The organism is Acidovorax sp. GW821-FHT10A04 (assembly GCF_059415825.1).
Genome location: NZ_JBWKNZ010000012.1, coordinates 107,966 through 128,198 on the forward strand (window position 1 = coordinate 107,966; position 20,233 = coordinate 128,198).

The window sequence follows — 20,233 nt, forward strand, 5'->3', positions numbered from 1 at the left end:
CAGTGTAGGGGATGCGGCCCGAATACCGCCACGCGCCACAAGGGCTGCCAGCGCGCCACGGCGCCTGCTTTTATACTTTCGCTATTCCATCAATGAACAGCGCTTGCGCGCCCTACCGCCATGCAGATGCCCACCACCCGCCTCCTCTCCGTTCTCAGCCTGGCCCTGGCTGCCGCCGCCACGGCCCATGCCGAGCAGGTGTCGGTGGCCGTGGCCGCCAACTTCACCGCGCCCATGCAGAAGATCGCGGCCGCCTTCGAGACCGACACCGGCCACAAGGCCGAGCTGTCGTTCGGTGCCACGGGCAAGTTCTATGCGCAGATCACCAACGGCGCACCGTTCCAGATCCTGCTGTCGGCCGACGACGCCACGCCGGCCAAGCTCGAGCGCGAAGGCAAGGTGGTGGCCAACTCGCGCTTCACCTACGCCATCGGCACGCTGGTGCTGTGGAGCGCCAAGGACGGCTATGTGGACGCCAAGGGCGCCGTGCTCAAGACCGGCGACTTCAAGCACCTGGCCATCGCCAACCCCAAGCTGGCCCCCTACGGCCTGGCCGCCACGCAGGTGATGGACAAGCTCGGGCTCACCGCCACGCTGCAGCCGCGCTTCGTGCAGGGCGAGAACATTGCGCAGACCTACCAGTTCGTGGCCACGGGCAATGCGCAACTGGGCTTCGTGGCGCTGTCGCAGGTGATGGTGGACGGCAAGATCGCCCAGGGCTCGGCCTGGCAGGTGCCGGCAGACATGCACGAGCCGATCCGCCAGGATGCGGCGCTGCTGGAGACCGGCAAGGGCAATGCGGCGGCGACGGCGCTGATGCAGTACCTCAAGGGCGACAAGGCCAAAACCATCATCAAATCTTACGGCTATAGTTTCTAACCAGTTCCCTGCACGATCCCTCTCCACTGTCCATGCCCTTTTCCAGCGCCGACCTTGCGGCCATCGGCCTCACGCTGCGGCTCGCGGGCACCACCATGGCGCTGCTGCTGGTGCTGTGCTCGCCGCTGGCCTGGTGGCTGGCGCACACGCCCTCGCGCTGGCGCGGGCCGGTGTCGGCCGTGGTGGCGCTGCCGCTGGTGCTGCCGCCCACGGTGATCGGCTTTTACCTGCTGGTGACCATGGGCCCCAACGGGCCCATCGGGCAGTTCACGCAGTGGCTGGGCGTGGGCGCCCTGCCCTTCACCTTCTGGGGGCTGGTGGCGGGCTCGCTGATCTATTCGCTGCCGTTCGCGGTGCAGCCGCTGCAGGCGGCGTTCGAGGCCATCGGCACCCGGCCGCTCGAGGCGGCAGCGACGCTGGGCGCCGGGCCGCTGGACCGGTTCTTCACCGTGGCACTTCCGCTGGCGCGCCCGGGCTTCATCACCGCGGCCATCCTGAGCTTTGCCCACACGGTGGGCGAGTTCGGCGTGGTGCTCATGCTGGGCGGCAACATCCCGGGCGTGACGCGCGTGGTCTCGGTGCAGATCTATGACCACGTGGAAACCCTCGAATACACCCAGGCGCACTGGCTGGCGGGCGGCATGGTGGCCTTCTCCTTCCTGGTGCTGCTGGGCCTGAACCTCACGCGCCGCCGCGCGTCCATGGTGTCCTGATGGCTGCAGACGACCAGATTTCCGCCCGCCTGGTGCTCACCCGCCCCGGCGGCTTCACGCTCGATGTGGACCTCACGCTGCCCGGGCGCGGCGTCACCGCCCTGTTCGGCCCCTCGGGCTGCGGCAAGACCACCAGCCTGCGCGCCATCGCGGGGCTGGCGCGGGCCGAGCCGGGCCGCGTGGTGGTCAACGGCGAGGTCTGGCAGGACGACGGCCAGCGCATCTGGCGGCCCACGCACCAGCGCGCGCTGGGCTATGTGTTCCAGGAGGCCAGCCTGTTCGAGCACCTGAGCGTGCGCGGCAACATCGACTATGGCCGCAGGCGCACGCCCCGGGAGCGGCAGCACACCGTGGCGCTGGACCAGGCGGTGGACCTGCTGGGCATCGCCCACCTGATGGACCGCAGGCCCCATGCCCTCTCGGGCGGCGAGCGCCAGCGAGTGGCCATGGCCCGCGCCCTGGCCACCGGCCCGCGCGTGCTGCTGATGGACGAGCCCCTGGCCGCGCTGGACGCCCAACGCAAGGCCGAGGTGCTGCCCTACCTGGAACGGCTGCACCAGGCGCTGGAGATACCCGTGCTCTACGTGAGCCACGCCATCGACGAGGTGGCGCGCCTGGCCGCGCACATGGTGCTGATGCAGGACGGCCGGGTGCTGGCTAGCGGGCGCACCGAGGACATGCTGGTGCGCCTGGACCTGCCGCTGGCGCACGGCGATGCAGCGGCTTCGGTGGTGGAGGGCACGGTGCTGCGCCATGACGCGCACGACCACATCACCAGCGTGCAGTTCGCCGGCGGCCAGCTGCTGCTGGCCAGCCCCACGGAGCGGCCGGCCGGCACGCCGGTGCGCCTGCGCATCCAGGCGCGCGATGTGAGCCTGACCCTGGCCGAGCAGGTGGACACCAGCATCCTCAACATCCTGGCCGCCACGGTGGTGCAGGTCGACGCCGACAGTCCCGGGCAGTGCATGGTGGCGCTCGATGCCGGCCCCACGCGGCTGCTGGCGCGGGTGACACAGCGCTCGGCCCAGGCCCTGGCACTGGTGCCGGGCAAGGCCGTCTTCGCCCAGGTCAAGGGCGTCGCCATCGTCAATTGATGCCCCCTGTGGCGCCGCGCAGCAGCACTGGCTTGGGCCGTGCCAGTTTCGCGGCGCGGGCATGGCGTGCAGCGCCATGCACCGCTGAAATGGCGGCCCAGTTCCTGGGTCCAGCCGCCCCGACATGGGCAGGTCGTATGATGACTGCACAAGATTTTGGGGGGAAGGGTCAGGATGTTTTCAATCGGGCATGACGCCACGCAGGTGTTCGCGGTGGGCTTTCCGCCGCTGCTGCACAGCCTGCTGTTCTGGATCTTCGCCTCGCTGGTCGTGCACGTGTGCCAGCGGCTCGTGGAGCACACGGCCTTTGCCATCGACCCGTCGAGCCGGCGCATCAGCGCATCCCATGCCGCCCTGTGCATCGGCTGCGTCGTGTGGGCGCTGGACGTGGTGGGCATGCTCATGTATGCCGAGCTGGCCGGCCACATGCTGGGCCTGGTGCCCGCGCTCACGGGCCTGGTCATCATGGCGCTGAGTGCGCGGCTGACGGTCCCCACGCTGAGCACCAGCACCAGCAAGGCGCGCATCCTGCTGGCCGGGACCGGGCTGTCGCTGGGCATGCTGGCCGCACACTTCACCATCTCCGAAGGCTACGTATCGAGCTATGCGCGGGTGAACGGCCTGGCCGTCGTGCTGGCCCTGGCCACGGCCATCGGCATCGCCGCCTACACCTCCATACGCCACCGCGCGGCCAAGATGAAGGCCCTGACGCGCATCTACATTCCCCAGAAATGGCAGGACAAGCTCCTGGCCGGCGCCGCCATCCTGGTGCTGCACTGGCTGCTGGTGAACACTTTTCCCCTGGAATGGCCCGACAGCGCCGCGCCCACCGACGGGGTGGCGCTGCTGGTGATCGTGCTGCTGTTCGGCATGGCCATCGCCACCGAGCAGCTGAGCAACATGCGCTTCGACCAGGCGCGCCAGCAGCTGCTGCGCCGCGGCCTGTCGCTGATGCGCACCTCCAGCTACGAAGTGCAGGCGCCCGAGGGAGACATCCAGTTGTCGCTGATCGCGGACCAGCTGCCGCAGCTGCTGCTGCCCGAGCAACTGGTCCTGCACTTCCAGCCGATTGCCGACCTGGACAGCGGCGAGGTGCAGTTCGAGGCGCTGCTGCGGGTGCGCAGCGAGCTCCTGGGGCCCATCCATCCCGAGGCCTTCCTGCTGGTCTGCGAACTGCAGGGCAAGACGCCCCTGGTGGACCGGTTGATCCTGACCAACGCCATGGCCTGGGCCTGCCAATGGCGCAGCGCAGGCATGGCGGCTGCGAAGTTCAGCGTGAACGTGGCACCGGCCACCCTGCTCGAAGAGGATTTCGCGCCCTGGCTGCAGGCCGAGCTCGCGCGCCGTGCCCTGCCCGGCAGCGCCCTCAAGCTGGAGCTGACCGAGCACGCACTGATCGCCAGCGGCCCGCGCATGCTCGAATCCATCCGCCGACTGCAGGCCATCGGCGTGGGCGTGCTGATGGACGACTTCGGCGCCGGCTACTCCTCCCTGGGCATGCTGGCCGACCTGCCGATTGCCGGCATCAAATGCGACCGCCTGTTCATGCGCCAACTGGCCCAGGACCCGCGGCGCCAGTCGCTGCTGCGGCACGTGGGCGCGCTGGCCAGCGAGTTCGGCCTGTCGGTGGTGGTGGAAGGGGTCGAGAGCCCGGCCGAGCTGCAGACCCTGGCGGCCTGTGGCCTGCCCACCATCCAGGGCTATGTCTTTTGCAGGCCCATGCCGGCTGCCGACGTGCCCGGCTGGAACCAGGCCCAGTGGCCCCAGCACCTGGCCACACTGCGGGCCCAGGCGGACACGACCGAATCCCCGGAATCCCCCGAACCCCACGCCCCCCCTGCGGCGGCTGCCGCATGGATGCAGCCCCAAGGGGCCCGCCGATGAGCACTGCTGCACTGACCACCCTGGTGCTGGGGGGCTATGGCAACTTCGGCGCCCGCATCTGCCGCGCACTGGCCGGCGACCCGAGCATCCACCTGCTGGTGGCCGGCCGCAGCGCCGGCCAGGCCCAGGCCCTGGCGGCCACGCTGGGCCCGGGTGCCCAGGGCGTCGCGCTGGACCACAGCGCGCCCGGCCTGGTGCAGGCCTTGAGGGCGCTCGGCGTGGGCCTGGTGGTCCACACGGCAGGGCCGTTCCAGGCGCAGGGCTATGCGGTGGCCGAGGCGGCCGCCGAAGCCGGTGCGCACTACATCGACCTGGCCGACGGGCGCCGCTTCGTCTGTGACTTCCCGGCGGCCCTGAACGCCCGGTTCACGGCGGCGGGGCGCACGGCGGTCTGCGGCGCCAGCACGGTGCCGGCCCTGTCCTCGGCGGTGGTGGACCAGCTGTGCGCCGGCTGGCAGCGCATCGACAGCATCGACATCTGCATCGCCCCGGCCCAGCGCGCGCCGCGCGGCCAGGCCACCCTGGCAGCCGTGCTCAGCTACTGCGGCGAGGCCATCCCCGTTTGGGAGGACGGCCGCTGGCAGAACCGGCTCGGCTGGGCGGCGCCCACCCTGGTGCGGTTCCAGCGCCTGCGCCCGCGCCTGGCGGCGGTCTGCGACATCCCCGACCTGGAGCTGCTGCCGGCCCATTACCGCGTCACGCAGCGGGTGGACTTTCGCGCCGCACTCGAAGTGGGTCTGGCCCAGCGCGCCTTCGCTGCCATCGCCGCGCTGCGCGCCTGGGGCGTGCTGCGGCGCCCCGAGCGCCTGGCCGGGCTCATGCACCGCACGGGCGGGGTGTTCGACTTCCTGGGCACGCCGCTGGGCGGCATGGTGGTGCGCGTGGCCGGTGCCGATGCACAGGGCGCACCGCGGCGCCGAGCCTGGCACATCGCCGCCGACAACGACCACGGCCCCGAGATCCCCTGCATGGCCGCCATCCTGCTGGCGCGCCAGCTCGCGCGAGACCATGCCGTCCTTCCGGTCGGCGCCCACACCAGCACCAGCCTGCTGCCGCTGGCGGCCTTTGCGCCCGAGTTCACGAAATGGGGCATGGTGACGGACGTGGTGGAAGAAGAGGCCCCAGCACCATGAGCGACGCCCACCGCCGCCTGCTGCGCTACAGCCTGGTCTTCGTCTGGCTCGCCACGGCGGTCGTCAGCGTCTGGGAGCTCGACGGCCAAAGCCGCCAGCTGCTGGCCACCCTGCCCTTCAACAGCCCACAGATCGTCACCGCCCTGGTGCTGGCCGGCGCCGCCGCCGACGCCGTGGTGGGCCTGTGGATCGCTCTGTGGCCCGGCCGCGTGGCCTATGCCGCTGCGCTGCTGCTGATGGGGGTGATGACGCTGCTGGCCACCGCCATCGAGCCCGGGTGGTGGCTGCACCCCTTCGGCCCGCTGACCAAGAACCTGCCCATCGCCGCCATCCTGGTGGTGCTGCTGCGCGACGACCCCCGACCATGAGCCTGTACCTGACCCTCAAGTGGATCCACATCGTCTCCAGCGTGCTGCTGGTGGGCACGGGCCTGGGCTCGGCCTACTACATGTTCTTTGCCAACCGCAGCGGCAACCTGCAGGCCCAGGCCGTGGTGGCGCGGCTGGTGGTGCGGGCGGACTGGTGGTTCACCACGCCCACGGTGTTCATCCAGCCCGCCACGGGGCTGGCCATGGCGCACATGGCAGGCCTGCCCCTGTCCACGCCCTGGCTCGCCGTCTCGCTCGCGCTGTACGTGCTGGCCGGCCTGTGCTGGCTGCCCGTGGTGTGGCTGCAGCTGCGCATGCGCGCACTGGCCCAGCAGGCGGCCGACGCCGGCAGCGACGCCCTGCCCCCCACCTACTGGCGCTACGCCCGCTGGTGGGAGGCGCTGGGCTACCCGGCCTTCGTGGCCATGGTGGTGGTGTTCTACCTCATGGTGGCCAAGCCTTCTCTGGAATTCTGAACGCCGGTCAGGGCGCCGCAAAGCCCATCCGCTTGAACACCGCCTGGGCGGATTCCGAGAGCAGTGCGCGCACGAATGCATGCGCTGCAGGCGGAGCCCCCGAACGCACCGACACGCCGTAGGCGGCGCCCACCTGCAGCGCGGGCGGCACCTGTACCACCTGCAGGCGCGGCAGCTCCCGCTGGCTGGCCATGGCGTTGGTGCAGTAGGTCAGGAAGACATCGGCCTGCCCCTGCTCCATGACCCAGGCATAGGTGCCGCGCCCGGCGGGTGGCTTGGGCGAGCTGGCACCGCCGGTGAGCTGCAATGCCTTGGCCTCCAGCACCGCGAAGGCCCCCGGTTGCACCGCCTCGGCACGGCGGAACAGCTCCCAGGCATAGTCGCCCGAGGGGTCGGCGAGCGGCGTGGAGGTACCCAGCCGGATATCGGGCCGCATCAGGGTGGCCAGCAGGGTCGCGGGGGTGGTGCGGACCTGCTCGGCGGCCAGGGCGCACAGGCCGTTGCGCACGAACACCACGGGCGCCTGCCAGCCGCCCCGGGCCGCCAGGCGTGCCGGGTGCTGCGTATCCGCCGACGCGAACACCTGGGCCGGCGCACCCTGCTCGATGCGCTCGCGCAGCAGTCCCGAGGCGCCGAAGCTCAGTTCCACCGGCTGGCCCGTGCGCGCCTGGTGCGCGGCGGCCACCTCGGTGAACACCTCGCGCAGGCTGCCGGCAGCATAGACCTGCAGCGCCGCGGGCGCAGCGGCCGGCTCGGCCGGCGGGCTAGCGCAGCCCGCCATGGCCAGCATGGCCCCCGCCGCCTGGGCCCTGGGCATCCAGCGGTGCATGGCGCGGGCCCACCCCTACTTGCCAGCGTTGGGGAAGAACAGCTGCTCGCCGCCGATCTTGTAGGCGGCGATGCTGGCCTGCCCACTGGGTGAGACCACCCAGTCCACGAACTTCTGCGCGTCCTGCACCTTGACCTGCGGGTGCTTGGCCGGGTTGACCACCATCACGCCGTACTGGTTGAACAGGCGCGTGTCGCCCTCGACCAGCACCACCATGTCGGCGCGGTTCTTGAAGTTGAGCCAGGTGCCGCGGTCGGCCAGCACGTAAGCGCCGCTGGAGGCAGCGATGTTCAGCGCCGGGCCCATGCCGCAGCCGCATTCCTTGTAGCCGCCGCCCTTGGCCGCCTCGGCGCCCGCGAGCTTCCAGTAGCGCAGCTCGGCGGCGTGCGTGCCGCTCTTGTCACCGCGCGAGATGAAGGGGGCGCTGCCGGCCGCCAGCTTCTTCAGGGCCTCGACGATGTCCTTGCCCTGCGTACCCGCCGGGTCGGCCTTGGGGCCCACGAGGATGAAGTCGTTGTACATCACCGGGTAGCGCTTGACACCCCAGCCATCGGCCACGAACTTCTCCTCGGCCACCTGGTCGTGCACGAAGAGCACGTCGGCATCGCCGCGGCGCGCCATGTCCAGCGCCTGGCCGGTGCCCAGGGCCACCACCTTGATGTCGATGCCGCTGGCTTTCTTGAACTCCGGCAGCAGGTGGCCGAACAGGCCCGACTGCTCGGTGGAGGTGGTGGAGGCCATGGTGATCGTGGCCTGCGCAAATGCCGCGCCATGCGACAGGGCCAGGGCCAGTGCGACCGCAGAGGGAACCAAGAGCAGGTGGCGGCGGGCCATCGTGGGTTGTCTCATCCTATTTCTCCTTTGACGAACAAACGCGCGGCCTCCGGCAGGGGGCCGTTGAAAAACTCGTGCACCGGCAGGGCGGCCACGATGCGGCCCTGCTCCAGGTAGACCACGCGGCTGGCCAGGCGCTTGACCTGGCCCAGGTTGTGGCTGCTGAACACCATGGTCACCGCCTGGATGCTGCCGCCTGCCTGCACCGCGCTGCCTGCCAGGTCGGCCATCAGGCCCTCGACCTCGCGCTTGGCATGCGGGTCCAGGCTGGCCGTGGGCTCGTCGAGCAGCAGCACGCCGGGCCGCAGGCCCCAGGCGCGCGCCAGCGCCACGCGCTGCTGCTGGCCGCCCGACAGGGTGCGCGCGTTCTGCGCAGCAATGGCCTCGAGCCCCACGCGCTGCAGCGCTACCAGGGCCTGGGCCCGGGCCTCGCGCCAGCGCGTGCCGCGCAGCCACAGCGCCAGCGCCACATTGTTCTGGGCACTGGTGCGCAGCATGTGCGGGCGCTGGAACAGCATGGCCTGGCGCTGCGCCGCGTCGCACCGCACCTGGCCGGCACTGGGCGGCACCAGGCCGTGCAGCACGCGCAGCAGGGTGCTCTTGCCGCTGCCGTTGGCCCCCACCAGGGCCACGCGCTCACCCGGGGCAATGCGCAGGTCGATGTCGGCCAGCGCCTGCACGCGGCCGTAGCGCACGGCCACGCCCTGCAGTTCGATCAGCGGGGACAGGACGGGCGGCATGGCCACGGGCTGGGGCTCGGGATGCCTCATGCCGCCACCCCCGCCAGAGCGTCGGAGGCACCGCCATCGACCCGCTCGCGCCAGCGGCGCAGCAGCGCGATCAGCACGTTCAGTGCCAGCACCACGCCCAGCAGCACCAGGCCCAGCGCCAGCGCCAGCGGCAGGTCGCCCTTGCTGGTCTCGAGGGCGATGGCCGTGGTCATGACGCGGGTGAAGCCATCGATGTTGCCGCCCACGACCATCACCGCGCCGACTTCGGAGATGGCGCGGCCGAACGCGGCGATCAGCACCGTGAGCAGCGCATAGCGCTCGTCCCAGGCCAGCAGCAGGCTGCGCAGCAACGGGCCGGCCCCCAGCGAGCGCAGCTGCTCGCCATGGGCGCGCTCGGCGTCTTCCACCACCTGGCGCGTGAGCGCGGTGACCACCGGCAGCACCAGAATGGCCTGGGCCAGCACCATGGCCTTGAAGCTGAACAGCCAGCCCAGCGCACCGAACGGGCCGCTGCGCGACAGCAGCAGGTAGACCACCAGCCCCACCACCACCGAGGGCACGGCGAGCAGGGTGTTGAGCACCGCCAGCACCGCCCCCCGGCCGGCGAACCGGGCCACGCCCAGCCAGGCCCCGAGCACCAGGCCCGCGGCGCAGGCCAGCGCACAGGCCGTGGCGCTGACCGACAGGGAGCGGCCGACGATGGTCCACAGCGCCGGATCCCCCGACAGGGTCAGTTCAAGGGCGGTGGCGGCGCTTTGCGTCAGGGTGGACATGCTTGGGCTATCGTATGGACCTCCTTCTTCTCCAGCGATATGAACGGCCGTGCATAGGGTCCAACTTCACTACACGCTCAGCCGCGATGCGGGCGACACCCAGATCCGCAACCCCCTGCCCGAACTGCTGCAGGCGGTGGCCGAGCAGGGCTCCATCTCCGGCGCGGCGCGTGCGCTGAAGCTGTCCTACCGCCATGTCTGGGGCGCCCTCAAGCGCTGGGAGGAGCAGCTGGGCGGTGAATTGATCATCTGGGGCAAGGGGCAGTCCGCGCAGCTCAGCGAGTTCGGCGCCAAGCTGCTGTGGGCCGAACGCCAGGCCCAGGCCCGGCTGGCGCCGCAGATCGCCGCCCTGCATGCCGACCTGGAGCGGGCCTTCGCCGTGGCCTTCGACGACCAGGCGCATGTGCTGACCATGTATGCCAGCCATGACGATGCGCTGGCGGCGCTGCGTGCCTATGCGGCCACGCCGGGCGAAACCGGCGCGCTGCACCTGGACATCCGCTTCACCGGCAGCGTGGATGCGATCCGCGCGCTCAACGAAGGCCGGTGCACGATTGCCGGCTTCCATACGCGGGAGACACCCGCCGCCGATTCGCTGGCCGCCCGCACCTACAAGCCGCTGCTGCGACCGGGGCGCCACAAGATCATCGGGTTTGCCCAGCGCACCCAGGGGCTGATCGTCGCGCGCGGCAACCCACTGGGCCTGCAGACGCTGGCCGACGTGGCCCGCCCGGGCGTGCGCTTCGTGAACCGGCCCCTGGGCACCGGCACGCGCGTGCTGCTGGACGACCTGCTGACGCAAGCGGGTCTCGGCCCTGGCGACCTGCAGGGCTATGAGCGCCACGAACCCTCGCACACGGCCGTGGCCCAGGCGGTGGCGGCCGGCGCGGCCGACGTGGGCATGGGCATCGAGCTGGCGGCCCACGCCCGGGGCCTGGGCTTCGTGCCCCTGGCGCAGGAGCGCTACCACCTGGCCTGCCTCAAATCCACGCTGGAGCAGCCGGCCACCCAGGCGCTGCGCGACCTGCTGCAGACCACGGCCTGGCAGGCGCAGATGGCGGCCCTGCCCGGCTATGCGCCCATGCACTGCGGCGACGTGCTGTCCATGAGCGCCGTGCTGCCCTGGTGGCAGTTTGCCCGGCCCAAGCCTGCACGGACCTGACGCCGCAAAGCCGGGCGCCCAGGCGGCAAGGCCCGCACTGGCAAGGCGCCGGTGGGGGGTGCCTGAGGAAAACCCTATCCCCGCGCGTCAGGCTTTCTTCAGCGCCCAGGGGGTACCATCCGCGTTACTTTCAGACACCCGGCAGCGCTTCGGGTGCGTCTGCGCTCTTTTCAAAACCCCAGGAGACACAAGGTGTCAGCACTTCTCAAATTGGCTTTGGGCATGGACTGGATCTCCAGCCAGCTCAGCAAGGTGGCAACATGGACCGTGCTTGCGGCGGCCATGATCTCGGCGGGCAATGCCTTCGTCCGCTACGGCCTGGACTACAGCTCCAACGCCTGGCTGGAGATCCAGTGGTACCTGTTCGCCGCCACGGTGATGATGGGCGCACCCTTCGTGCTGTACATGAACGAGCATGTGCGCGTGGACATCATCTACGGCAAGCTGCGCGGCAACAAGCAGGTCTACGTGGACATCATGGGCCTGGCGCTGTTCCTGCTGCCGGCCATGGGCCTGATCGCCTACCTGAGCTGGCCCTTCTTCCTGCGTGGCTTCGTTTCGGGCGAGATGTCGGGCAACTCGGGCGGCCTGATCCGCTGGCCCGCGCTGCTGCTGCTGCCGGTGGGCTTTGGCCTGATGTTCCTGCAGGGTGTCTCCGAGATCGTCAAGCGGGTGGCCCATCTGCAAGGCATCTACCAGATGAACACCCACTATGAAAAGCCGGTGCAATAACCAGGGCCGATGAACACCCCATCGTGACACAGCAGTCCTCCCTGCGCAGCCCGCCGGCCCGCCCCGCCCGCTAGCGCACCGACTGCGCCCCCATTCCCGGATACTCAGGAACAACAAAATGCATATGGAAAACTTTGCCCCGATCATGTTCGCGGGGCTGGTGCTGGTGATGCTGATCGGCTTCCCCGTCGCCTTCTCCCTGGCCGCCCTCGGGCTGGCCTCGGGCTTCTTCGCCATCGAGATGGGCTGGTTCCCGGCCGTCTTCATGTCCAACCTGCCGATCAACATCTTCGGCATCCTGAGCAACGAACTGCTGCTCGCCATCCCGTTCTTCACCTTCATGGGCGCCATCCTCGAGAAGTGCGGCCTGGCGGAGGACATGCTCGACTCCATGGGCCAGCTGTTCGGCACCGTGCGCGGCGGCCTGGGCTACTCAGTCATCATCGTGGGCTTCATCCTGGGCGCCATCACCGGCACCGTGGCCGGCCAGGTGATCGCCATGGCCCTGATCTCGCTGCCCGTGATGGTGCGCTATGGCTACAACATGCGCTACGCCACCGGCGTGCTGGCCGCCTCGGGCACCATCACCCAGCTGGTGCCGCCCTCGCTGGTGCTGATCGTCATGGCCGACCAGCTCGGCCGCTCGGTGGGCGACATGTACCGCGGCGCCTGGGGCCCCTCCATCCTGCAGGTGCTGATCTTCGCGGGCTACACCTTCATGCTGGGAGTGTTCAAGCCCCACTACATCCCCGGCATCCCGAAGGAAGCGCGCACCATGTCCGGCGCCAAGCTGTGGCTCAAGTGCCTGCGCGGCATCATTCCCTCGGCGCTGCTGATCTTCGCCGTGCTGGGTTCCATGGGCGGCCTGCCGGGTATCGACACCGCCATCGCCACACCGACCGAAGCCGGCGCCATGGGCGTGGTGGGCGCCATGATCCTGGCAGCCATCCACAAGCGCCTGACCTGGGCCCTGATGTGGGAAGCCATGCAGGGCACCATGCGCCTGACGGCCATGGTGGTGTTCATCCTGATCGGTGCGCGCGTGTTCTCGATGGTGTTCCAGGGCGTGGACGGCGCCAAGTGGGTCGAGCACATGCTGTCGGGCCTGCCCGGCGGGCAGATCGGCTTCCTGATCGCGGTGAACCTGTTCATCTTCTTCCTGGCGTTCTTCCTCGACTTCTTCGAGATCGCCTTCATCATCCTGCCCATGCTCGGCCCGGTGGCCGACAAGCTCGGCATCGACCTGATCTGGTTCGGCGTGCTGCTGTGCGTGAACATGCAGACCAGCTTCATGCACCCGCCCTTCGGCTTCGCGCTGTTCTACCTGCGCGGCATCTCCAACACCCTGTTCAAGGAGGGGCGCATTCCCAAGCCCATCCTGTCGAGCGACATCTACATGGGCGCGATCCCCTGGGTGATCATGCAGCTGCTGCTGGTGACCATCGTGATCTTCGTGCCCCAGACGGTGACCATGTTCCTGCCCAAGGCCGAGGTCATCGACACCGACAAGGTGCAGATCGAGGTGCCCGCCGACGACCTGATGAACTCCGACTCCAACTCCTCGGGCGCGGGTGAGAACCCGTTCGGTGACCCCGCTCCGGCGGCCTCGGATGCCGCACCGGCTGCCGCGGCGCCTGCGGGCTCCGACGCCAAGCAGTGAGAACGCAAGTGGCAACCCTGTCCATGCTGAACCAGACCCCCATGTCCATGCCGGAGCCCTTTCGCTTCACCCCCGAAGGGGGCGAGGTGGCAGGCTCGGCGTTCTCGCCGACCTTCCGGGCATTGGCCACGGTGATCGTGGGCGGCTGCGCCCTCTGGTTCGCCCAGCTGTGGTCGCGCGGCGCCCTGGGTTCCAGCACAGGGGTGAGCAACGGCGCGGGCTGGTTCATCGCCGGCCTGGTGCTCATGGCCTGGACCTGGTGGAGCATCATGGTCAGCCGCACACGCATCAGCAAGGACGGCCTGCACCAGCGCTGGGTCTGGGACAAGGCCCTGCCCTTCGACGACCTGGCCTACGCCAAGCTGATCCGCGTGCGCGGCCTGGGCTGGCTGATCGCACCGCGCCTGTACGTGCGCACGCTGGCCGGCAAGTTCACCGTGTTCTACGGCGCCACGCCCGCGCTGATCCAGGAATTCGAGCGCGTCAGCGCCGAGCTCAAGGCCTTCCGCAGCTTCTGAGCTCCTCCCCCATCCCCTCGAAACCGCGCCCTGGCGCGGTTTTTTCATGGGGCGGTAGGTTTGCGCACCACCGCCTGCCAGGGGCCGAGCACCTGGCCATCGGCGCCGCGCGGCTGCATGGGAGCAAGCTCCTGCCCCGTGGCCCGCTCCAGCAGCTGCGAACGGGCCTCGCCCGGCTGGAAGAGCTGCTGCTCACCCCACTGGCGCAGGGCCACCACCACCGCAAACAGCTGCTCGCCGCGGGGCGTGAGCACGTACTCCTGGTAGGAGGTGCCGTCGGATGCCGGCTGCACGGCCAGGATGCCCTCTTCTACCAATCTGCGCAGGCGTTCGGCCAGGATGCTGCGGGCCACGCCGAGGCCGCGCTGGAAGTCACCGAAACGGCGCGTTCCGTCGAAGGCGTCGCGCACGATCAGCAGGCTCCAGCCGTCGCCGATCAGGTCGACCGAACGCGCCACGGGACAGGTTTCGGCGACTGCATGCTTGCGCTGGGACATGGTGACTCCTCGGTGATGGCACTGCCCGCAGGGGTGTTTTTGCGGGAACAGGTTTCATTTTAAGACTGGTTTGCCTAGAATCAAACTGGTCTTTATTTGAAACTAGATTGCTTGATCCATGCCCCAACCCCTGTCCACAGCGGCCACCATGCCCCGTGCCCTGGTGGCGCTGTTCGCCTGCGCCAGCGGGCTCTGTGTCGCCAATGTCTACTACGCCCAGCCCCTGCTCGATGCGCTGGCGGCCGACTTCGGGATCCGCCCTGCCGCCATCGGCGCGGTGGTGGCGTCCACACAGGCGGGCTGCGCCCTGGCCCTGGTGCTGCTGGTATCCCTTGGAGACAGCATGGACCGGCGGCGCCTGATGCTGTGGCAATGCGCCGCCCTGGTCGCAGCGCTGTTCGGCACGGCCGCGGCCACCTCTGCCGCAACCTTGCTGGCGGGCATGCTGTGCCTGGGCCTGTTGGGCACGGCCATGACCCAGGGGCTGATCGCCTTCGCGGCCACCGCCGCGGCGCCGCAGGAGCGGGGCCACGTAGTAGGTGCCGCCCAGGGCGGCGTGGTCATCGGCCTGCTGCTGGCGCGGGTGGCGTCAGGCCTGCTGGCCGACCTGGTGGGCTGGCGCGGGGTCTACACCGCCGCGGCGCTGGCCATGCTGGCCCTCATGGCCCTGCTCTGGCGCGCGCTGCCTCCCGCGCCGTCGTCCGCAGGCGGGCTCGCCTACCCGGCCCTGGTCGGCTCCATGCTGACCCTGCTGCGCACCGACCGGGTGCTGCAGATCCGCGGCACGCTCGCCCTGCTGATGTTCGCGGCCTTCAGCATCTTCTGGAGCGCCATGGTGCTCCCCTTGCGCGGGGCGCCCCATGCGCTGTCGCACACGGCCATCGGCGCCTTCGGCCTGGTGGGGGCCCTCGGGGCGCTGGCCGCCACGCGTGCCGGGCGCTGGGTCGACCGGGGCTTGGCCCAGCGTGCCACCGCAGGCGCGCTGGCGCTGCTGCTCGCGGCCTGGCTGCCGCTGTGGCTCATGCCGCATTCACTGGGGTGGCTGGTGCTGGGCGTGGTGGCACTGGACCTGGGCGGCCAGGCCATCCACGTGACCAACCAGGCCCTCGTCCTGCGCGGCGACGCGGGCCTGCATGGACGGCTGGTGGGCTGCTACATGCTGTTCTATGCCGCGGGCAGCGGGCTCGGTGCCGCAGCCTCCCCCGCCGTCTTCGCAGCCTGGGGCTGGAGCGGGGTGTGCGCGCTGGGCGCGGCCGTCAGCGCGTCGGCAGGCGTCTTCTGGGCGGCCAGCCTGCCGTACATGCCGCATGAAAATGGCGCATAAAAAAACCGCGCCGAAGCGCGGTTTTTGGCAGCAATGACAGGCCGGGGCCGTATCAGAGCTTGACGGTCTGCATGTAGCTGTCGAAACGGCTTTCGGCCACGCGGAACCATGCCACCTGGTCGCGCTGGAAGGCGCGGAAGTCGGCAAAGATCTTCTTCCACTCGGGGCTCTTGGCGTCGTTCTCGGCGTACACCTCTTGCGATGCCTTGAACGAGGCGTCGAGCACATCCTTGGTGAAGGGCAGGAGCTTGATCTTGGCGCCGATCAGCTGCTTCAAGGCCACGGGGTTGCGGGCGTCGTACTTGGCCAGCATGTCGGATGCAGCCTGTGCCGATGCGGCAGCCACAATGGCCTTGTTTTCGGGCGTGAGTGCGTCGAAGGCCTTCTTGTTGATGTAGAAGTCCACTTCAGGACCACCTTCCCACCAGCCGGGGTAGTAGTAGTGGGGCGCGACCTTGTTGAAGCCCAGCTTCTGGTCGTCGTAAGGACCCACCCACTCGGCGGCGTCGATGGTGCCCTTTTCGAGCGCCTGGTAGATTTCGCCGCCAGGCAGGCTCTGGGGCACCACGCCCAGCTTGGTCATCACGTCACCGACCAGACCGCCACCCAGGCGCATCTTCAGGCCCTTGAGGTCGGCGACCGACTTGATTTCCTTGCGGAACCAGCCACCCATCTGGGTGCCCGTGTTGCCGCCGGCAAAGCTCAGCATGCCGTAGCCTGCATAGAACTCGTCCATCAGCTTGCGGCCGTTGCCGTGCATCATCCAGGCGTTCATCTGGCGTGCGTTCATGCCGAAGGGAATGGCCGAACCGATGGCGAACGCGGGGTTCTTGCCGTAGAAGTAGTAAGGCACGGTGTGGCAGGCTTCCACGGAGCCTTGCTGCACGCCGTCCACCACGCCGAAGGGAGGCATCAGCTCGCCACCGGCATGCACGGAGATTTCGAACTTGCCGCCGGACATGGCCTTGACCGCGTTGGCAAACACTTCGGCACCGCCGTAGATGGTGTCCAGGGGCTTGGGGAAGCTCGATGCCAGGCGCCAGCGCACGGCAGCCTGCGCATGCACGGCCGGTGCGACACCGGCGGCGAGGACACCGGCAATACCGGCATGCTTGATGATTGAACGACGATCCATGAGTTCTCTCCGAATACTTGTGATTGCACACCCTGGCATGCAGGCGGGTCGCCCGCGGCCAAGAACCTTCTAGCCCGATTGATTGTAGGAACATGCCCCCCCGTGGATTTGCGGGTTTTCCCGTGAAAGCCCGCCCCCTGCGCGAGGGCTTCAGGGTTCTGCAAGCATCCGCTGAAGGTGCTTGAGACTGGCGCGCCCCACGCCAGGGCAGCCGTGCAAAGACCGCCCCACACCGAGGGCTGCGCCCCCGTGGAGGAATGGCGCGAAGCGACTCAGGGAGGGTCAGATCTTCTGTGCCGACATGAAGGTGTCGTAGCGCGCCTCGGCAAAGCGGAACCAGAGTATCTGGTCACGCTGGAAGTTGCGCATGTCGGCGTAGATCTTCTTCCACTCGGGGCTTCTGGCATCGTTGTGCGCAAAGGCCTCCATCGATGCACGGAACGCGGCGTCCAGGATGACCTGCGAGTACGGCAGCACCTTGGTCTTGGCAGCCACCAGCTGCTTGAGCGCGTTGGGATTGAGCGCATCGTAGCGGGCCAGCATGTCGGCATGCGCATAGGAGGCCGCGGCTTCGATGATGAAGCGGTAGTCCGGCGTGAGGGCGTCGTAGGCCTTCTTGTTCACGAACAGGTCCACCTCGGGCCCGCCCTCCCACCAGCCGGGGTAATAGTAGAACGGCGCCACCTTGTTGAAGCCCAGCTTCTGGTCGTCGTAGGGCCCGATCCATTCGGCGGCATCGATGCTGCCCTTTTGCAGGGCCTGGTAGATCTCGCCACCCGGCAGGCTCTGGGGGATGGCACCCAGGCGCTGCATGACCTCGGCCACCAGGCCGCCGCCCACGCGGATCTTGAGGCCCTTGAAGTCCGCCGGGGTCTTGACCTCGCGCAGGAACCAGCCGCCCATCTGCGTGCCGGTGTTGCCGCAGGCAAAGCTCACCATGTTGAAGCCGGCATAGAACTCGTTCATGAGCCGGCGCCCGTTGCCGTGCAGCATCCAGGCGCTCATCTGGCGCGCATTGAAACCGAAGGGCACGGCACAACCGAGCGCAAACGCCGGGTTCTTGCTGTAGAAGTAGTAGGGCACGGCATGGCACATCTCCACCGTGCCGCTCTGCACGCCATCCACCACGTCGAAGGGCGGCATCAGCTCGCCACCGGGGTGCACGGAAATCTCGAACTTGCCATTGGACAGGGTGCGCACCGCCTTGGCAAACACCTGGGCGCCACCAAAGATGTTGTCCGAGGTGCGGGGGAAACTCGATGCAATGCGCCACCGCAGCGTGGCCTGGGCATGCACGGCCGGCGCGACGCCAGAGGCCAGTACACCCGCCAGGCCGGTGTGCTTGATGAGCGAACGGCGATGCATACGACTTCTCTCCTGTTTCCGCGGGGGGGTGGATGCGGCAGCGATGCGTGCTGCGCAGGGGCGCGCGTGCAGATCAATGCAGCGCGCCTGCATTGTAGGAGGTGCCCCGCCAGGGTGCTGTGCGGGTTTTCGACAGCACCTGCGCGCTGCCAGGCCGCGCCGGAGAAGCCAGCTCAGCCGGGGAACCGGGCCCGCACCGCACGCTCGATGCCCGCGGCATCGAGCCCCTGCAGCGACAGCAGCTTGGCCGGGTCGCCATGCTCGATGAACGCGTCGGGCAGGCCCAGCTGCAGCACCGGGCGCACGATGCCGGCCGCGTTCAGCGCCTCGGTCACGGCACTGCCGGCACCGCCCATGGTGGCGCCTTCTTCCACCGTGACCAGCACGTCGTGGCGCTCGGCCACATCGCGCAGCAGTTCCACGTCGACGGGCTTGGCCCAGCGCATGTTGGCCACGGTGGCATCCAGGGCCTCGCCCGCCTCGAGCGCAGGGTACAGCAGGGTGCCGAAGGCCAGGATGGCGATGCGCGGACCGGCCTCGCCAGCAGCGGCCTTGCGCTCGCGGCGGATCTCGCCCTTGCCGAAGGGCAGGCCTTCCAGCCCGGCCAGCGGCGCCACGCCGGCCCCGCTGCCACGCGGGTAGCGCACGGCCACGGGGTGGTCCTGCTCGAAGGCGGTGGACAGCAACTGGCGGCACTCGCGCTCATCGGCCGGGCAGGCCATGCTCATGTTGGGGATGCAGCGCACGAAGGGAATGTCGTAGGCGCCCGCATGCGTGGCGCCATCGGCCCCCACCAGGCCCGCACGGTCGAGCGCGAACACCACGGGCAGGTTCTGCAGCGCCACGTCGTGGATCAGCTGGTCGTAGCCGCGCTGCAGGAAGGTCGAGTAGATCGCCACCACGGGCTTGAGGCCCTCGCAGGCCATGCCGGCCGCGAAGGTGACGGCATGCTGCTCGGCAATGCCCACATCGTAGTAGCGCTCGGGAAAGCGCTTTTCGAACTCCACCATGCCCGAGCCTTCGCGCATGGCCGGGGTGATGCCCACCAGGCGCTGGTCGTGCGCCCCCATGTCGCACAGCCACTGGCCGAAGACCTGGGTGAAGGTCTGCTTGGGGCTGGCCGTGCCCTTGACCAGGCCCACGGCCGGGTCGAACTTGCCGGGGCCGTGGTAGGCCACGGGGTCGGCCTCGGCCAGCTTGTAGCCCTGGCCCTTCTTGGTGACCACGTGCAGGAACTGCGGGCCCTTGAGGCTCTTGATGTTCTCGAGCGTGGGGATCAGCGAGTCGAGGTCGTGCCCGTCAATGGGCCCGATGTAGTTGAAGCCGAATTTCTCGAACAGCGTGGCCGGCACGACCATGCCCTTGGCCTGCTGCTCGAAGCGCTTGGCCAGCTCCAGCAGCGGTGGCACCGGGCGCAGCACGGTCTTGCCCACGTTCTTGGCGGCCGCGTAGAACTGGCCGCTCATGAGCTGGGCCAGGTAGCGGTTGAGCGCCCCCACGGGCGGGCTGATGCTCATGTCGTTGTCGTTGAGCACCACCAGCAGGTTGGCATCGGCCACGCCGCCGTTGTTCAGCGCCTCGAAGGCCATGCCGGCCGTCATCGCCCCGTCGCCGATGATGGCCACGGCATGGCGGTTCTCGCCCTTGACCTTGGCGGCCAGCGCCATGCCCAGTGCGGCCGAGATGCTGGTGCTCGAATGCGCCGTGCCGAAGGTGTCGTAGGGGCTCTCGGCGCGCTGCGGAAAGCCCGAGATGCCGCCCATCTGGCGCAGCGTGTTCATGCGGTCGCGCCGGCCGGTCAGGATCTTGTGCGGGTAGGTCTGGTGGCCCACGTCCCACACCAGCCGGTCCTCGGGCGTGTTGAACACATGGTGCAGGGCCACGGTGAGCTCCACCGTGCCCAGGTTGGAGCTCAGGTGCCCGCCCGTCTGCGACACGCTTTCGAGCACGAAGGCGCGCAGCTCGGTGGCCAGGGCCTTGAGGTCGGCCCGCGGCATGGCGCGCAGGTCCGCCGGGTCGTTCACGGTCTGCAGCAGGGGATAGGAGGTCGTGGACATTTGCTATTCTTTTTGGAGTCGATCAGTGCTCACGAGGCAAGCGCCATGCGCCAGCGGGCGCCTGCGTCT

At 69.1% G+C, this 20,233-nt stretch carries 20 protein-coding genes; 12 read left to right on the forward strand and 8 right to left on the reverse strand.

Translation table 11 applies throughout. The annotated features are described in order from the left end of the window. Positions 1-120: 120 nt before the first annotated feature. From modA to AC07PF_RS23315, 7 genes are all read left to right on the forward strand, one after another. On the forward strand, positions 121-879 hold the full coding sequence (modA, locus tag AC07PF_RS23285; protein ID WP_494613445.1) for a molybdate ABC transporter substrate-binding protein: 759 nt from the start codon (positions 121-123) through the stop codon (positions 877-879). 32 nt (positions 880-911) lie between these two features. Continuing rightward, positions 912-1,592: a molybdate ABC transporter permease subunit gene (gene modB, locus AC07PF_RS23290; RefSeq protein WP_494613446.1), complete on the forward strand. Its 681-nt coding sequence runs from the start codon at positions 912-914 to the stop codon at positions 1,590-1,592. Next, positions 1,592-2,686, forward strand: a complete 1,095-nt coding sequence (modC, locus tag AC07PF_RS23295; RefSeq protein ID WP_494613447.1) for a molybdenum ABC transporter ATP-binding protein — start codon at positions 1,592-1,594, stop codon at positions 2,684-2,686. Before modB ends, modC begins: the two co-directional genes overlap by 1 nt. Before the next feature lie 174 nt (positions 2,687-2,860). After that, positions 2,861-4,570, forward strand: coding sequence for an EAL domain-containing protein (locus AC07PF_RS23300; protein ID WP_494613448.1), 1,710 nt, complete (start codon positions 2,861-2,863; stop codon positions 4,568-4,570). Continuing rightward, the gene (locus AC07PF_RS23305) at positions 4,567-5,703 is read left to right on the forward strand and encodes a saccharopine dehydrogenase family protein (RefSeq protein WP_494613449.1); all 1,137 of its coding nucleotides are present in this window, start codon (positions 4,567-4,569) and stop codon (positions 5,701-5,703) included. The genes AC07PF_RS23300 and AC07PF_RS23305 overlap by 4 nt, the downstream gene beginning before the upstream one ends. Next, positions 5,700-6,071, forward strand: coding sequence for a DoxX-like family protein (locus tag AC07PF_RS23310; RefSeq protein WP_494613450.1), 372 nt, complete (start codon positions 5,700-5,702; stop codon positions 6,069-6,071). The genes AC07PF_RS23305 and AC07PF_RS23310 overlap by 4 nt, the downstream gene beginning before the upstream one ends. After that, positions 6,068-6,547 (forward strand): DUF2269 family protein, encoded by a 480-nt coding sequence (locus AC07PF_RS23315; protein ID WP_007853439.1) that lies wholly within the window; start codon positions 6,068-6,070, stop codon positions 6,545-6,547. The genes AC07PF_RS23310 and AC07PF_RS23315 overlap by 4 nt, the downstream gene beginning before the upstream one ends. A 7-nt stretch (positions 6,548-6,554) precedes the next feature. Here the strand turns inward: AC07PF_RS23315 and AC07PF_RS23320 are convergent, their stop codons facing one another. From AC07PF_RS23320 to AC07PF_RS23335, 4 genes are read right to left on the reverse strand one after another with little or no spacing between them, the layout of a single operon-like run. Then, positions 6,555-7,376 carry a molybdate ABC transporter substrate-binding protein gene (locus AC07PF_RS23320; RefSeq protein ID WP_494613451.1) on the reverse strand — a complete coding sequence of 274 codons (822 nt, stop codon included), beginning with the start codon at positions 7,374-7,376 and terminating at the stop codon, positions 6,555-6,557. Positions 7,377-7,391: 15 nt separating this feature from the next. After that, a complete protein-coding gene (locus tag AC07PF_RS23325) occupies positions 7,392-8,225 on the reverse strand; it encodes an ABC transporter substrate-binding protein (RefSeq protein ID WP_494613452.1) in 834 nt (277 codons plus the stop codon). Continuing rightward, the gene (locus AC07PF_RS23330; RefSeq protein WP_494613523.1) at positions 8,222-8,938 is read right to left on the reverse strand and encodes an ABC transporter ATP-binding protein; all 717 of its coding nucleotides are present in this window, start codon (positions 8,936-8,938) and stop codon (positions 8,222-8,224) included. Before AC07PF_RS23330 ends, AC07PF_RS23325 begins: the two co-directional genes overlap by 4 nt. A 38-nt stretch (positions 8,939-8,976) precedes the next feature. Then, complete coding sequence (locus AC07PF_RS23335; RefSeq protein WP_494613453.1) at positions 8,977-9,714, reverse strand: ABC transporter permease; 738 nt, start codon at positions 9,712-9,714, stop codon at positions 8,977-8,979. A 49-nt stretch (positions 9,715-9,763) separates the two neighbouring features. Here AC07PF_RS23335 and AC07PF_RS23340 point away from each other — a divergent pair, with 49 nt between their 5' ends. The 4 genes from AC07PF_RS23340 (at position 9,764) to AC07PF_RS23355 (ending at position 13,786) form a co-directional block, all read left to right on the forward strand. Beyond that, positions 9,764-10,876: a substrate-binding domain-containing protein gene (locus AC07PF_RS23340; protein ID WP_494613454.1), complete on the forward strand. Its 1,113-nt coding sequence runs from the start codon at positions 9,764-9,766 to the stop codon at positions 10,874-10,876. Between the two features lie 192 nt (positions 10,877-11,068). Further along, positions 11,069-11,608 (forward strand): TRAP transporter small permease subunit, encoded by a 540-nt coding sequence (locus AC07PF_RS23345; protein ID WP_007853420.1) that lies wholly within the window; start codon positions 11,069-11,071, stop codon positions 11,606-11,608. A gap of 118 nt (positions 11,609-11,726) precedes the next feature. After that, a complete protein-coding gene (locus tag AC07PF_RS23350; RefSeq protein WP_007853416.1) occupies positions 11,727-13,268 on the forward strand; it encodes a TRAP transporter large permease in 1,542 nt (513 codons plus the stop codon). A 23-nt stretch (positions 13,269-13,291) separates the two neighbouring features. Then, positions 13,292-13,786 carry a hypothetical protein gene (locus AC07PF_RS23355; protein ID WP_007853414.1) on the forward strand — a complete coding sequence of 165 codons (495 nt, stop codon included), beginning with the start codon at positions 13,292-13,294 and terminating at the stop codon, positions 13,784-13,786. A gap of 44 nt (positions 13,787-13,830) precedes the next feature. On the opposite strand, the gene AC07PF_RS23360 is transcribed toward AC07PF_RS23355, so the two are convergent. Next, positions 13,831-14,283 (reverse strand): winged helix-turn-helix transcriptional regulator, encoded by a 453-nt coding sequence (locus AC07PF_RS23360; protein WP_494613455.1) that lies wholly within the window; start codon positions 14,281-14,283, stop codon positions 13,831-13,833. Between the two features lie 118 nt (positions 14,284-14,401). Between AC07PF_RS23360 and AC07PF_RS23365 the strand changes: the two genes are divergently transcribed. After that, complete coding sequence (locus AC07PF_RS23365) at positions 14,402-15,607, forward strand: MFS transporter (RefSeq protein WP_494613456.1); 1,206 nt, start codon at positions 14,402-14,404, stop codon at positions 15,605-15,607. Positions 15,608-15,659: 52 nt separating this feature from the next. On the opposite strand, the gene AC07PF_RS23370 is transcribed toward AC07PF_RS23365, so the two are convergent. The 3 genes from AC07PF_RS23370 to dxs all read right to left on the reverse strand — a co-directional run bounded on the left by AC07PF_RS23370 (position 15,660) and on the right by dxs (position 20,164). Further along, complete coding sequence (locus tag AC07PF_RS23370) at positions 15,660-16,742, reverse strand: TRAP transporter substrate-binding protein (RefSeq protein ID WP_494613457.1); 1,083 nt, start codon at positions 16,740-16,742, stop codon at positions 15,660-15,662. Positions 16,743-17,024: 282 nt separating this feature from the next. Beyond that, positions 17,025-18,107, reverse strand: coding sequence for a TRAP transporter substrate-binding protein (locus AC07PF_RS23375; protein ID WP_007853405.1), 1,083 nt, complete (start codon positions 18,105-18,107; stop codon positions 17,025-17,027). A gap of 173 nt (positions 18,108-18,280) precedes the next feature. Further along, the gene (dxs, locus tag AC07PF_RS23380) at positions 18,281-20,164 is read right to left on the reverse strand and encodes a 1-deoxy-D-xylulose-5-phosphate synthase (RefSeq protein ID WP_494613458.1); all 1,884 of its coding nucleotides are present in this window, start codon (positions 20,162-20,164) and stop codon (positions 18,281-18,283) included. Positions 20,165-20,233 lie beyond the last annotated feature (69 nt).

What these genes read in the sequence shown, in the direction of transcription:
- AC07PF_RS23375 (WP_007853405.1), bottom strand. Translation starts at nt 18,107, where the DNA reads ATGCATCGCCGTTCGCTCATCAAGCACACCGGCCTGGCGGGTGTACTG.
- AC07PF_RS23360 (WP_494613455.1), bottom strand. Translation starts at nt 14,283, where the DNA reads ATGTCCCAGCGCAAGCATGCAGTCGCCGAAACCTGTCCCGTGGCGCGT.
- AC07PF_RS23335 (WP_494613453.1), bottom strand. Translation starts at nt 9,714, where the DNA reads ATGTCCACCCTGACGCAAAGCGCCGCCACCGCCCTTGAACTGACCCTG.
- AC07PF_RS23365 (WP_494613456.1), top strand. Translation starts at nt 14,402, where the DNA reads ATGCCCCAACCCCTGTCCACAGCGGCCACCATGCCCCGTGCCCTGGTG.
- modC (WP_494613447.1), top strand. Translation starts at nt 1,592, where the DNA reads ATGGCTGCAGACGACCAGATTTCCGCCCGCCTGGTGCTCACCCGCCCC.
- AC07PF_RS23350 (WP_007853416.1), top strand. Translation starts at nt 11,727, where the DNA reads ATGCATATGGAAAACTTTGCCCCGATCATGTTCGCGGGGCTGGTGCTG.
- AC07PF_RS23370 (WP_494613457.1), bottom strand. Translation starts at nt 16,742, where the DNA reads ATGGATCGTCGTTCAATCATCAAGCATGCCGGTATTGCCGGTGTCCTC.
- AC07PF_RS23325 (WP_494613452.1), bottom strand. Translation starts at nt 8,225, where the DNA reads ATGAGACAACCCACGATGGCCCGCCGCCACCTGCTCTTGGTTCCCTCT.
- AC07PF_RS23300 (WP_494613448.1), top strand. Translation starts at nt 2,861, where the DNA reads ATGTTTTCAATCGGGCATGACGCCACGCAGGTGTTCGCGGTGGGCTTT.
- dxs (WP_494613458.1), bottom strand. Translation starts at nt 20,164, where the DNA reads ATGTCCACGACCTCCTATCCCCTGCTGCAGACCGTGAACGACCCGGCG.
- modA (WP_494613445.1), top strand. Translation starts at nt 121, where the DNA reads ATGCAGATGCCCACCACCCGCCTCCTCTCCGTTCTCAGCCTGGCCCTG.
- AC07PF_RS23355 (WP_007853414.1), top strand. Translation starts at nt 13,292, where the DNA reads ATGCTGAACCAGACCCCCATGTCCATGCCGGAGCCCTTTCGCTTCACC.
- AC07PF_RS23315 (WP_007853439.1), top strand. Translation starts at nt 6,068, where the DNA reads ATGAGCCTGTACCTGACCCTCAAGTGGATCCACATCGTCTCCAGCGTG.
- modB (WP_494613446.1), top strand. Translation starts at nt 912, where the DNA reads ATGCCCTTTTCCAGCGCCGACCTTGCGGCCATCGGCCTCACGCTGCGG.
- AC07PF_RS23310 (WP_494613450.1), top strand. Translation starts at nt 5,700, where the DNA reads ATGAGCGACGCCCACCGCCGCCTGCTGCGCTACAGCCTGGTCTTCGTC.
- AC07PF_RS23320 (WP_494613451.1), bottom strand. Translation starts at nt 7,376, where the DNA reads ATGCACCGCTGGATGCCCAGGGCCCAGGCGGCGGGGGCCATGCTGGCC.
- AC07PF_RS23305 (WP_494613449.1), top strand. Translation starts at nt 4,567, where the DNA reads ATGAGCACTGCTGCACTGACCACCCTGGTGCTGGGGGGCTATGGCAAC.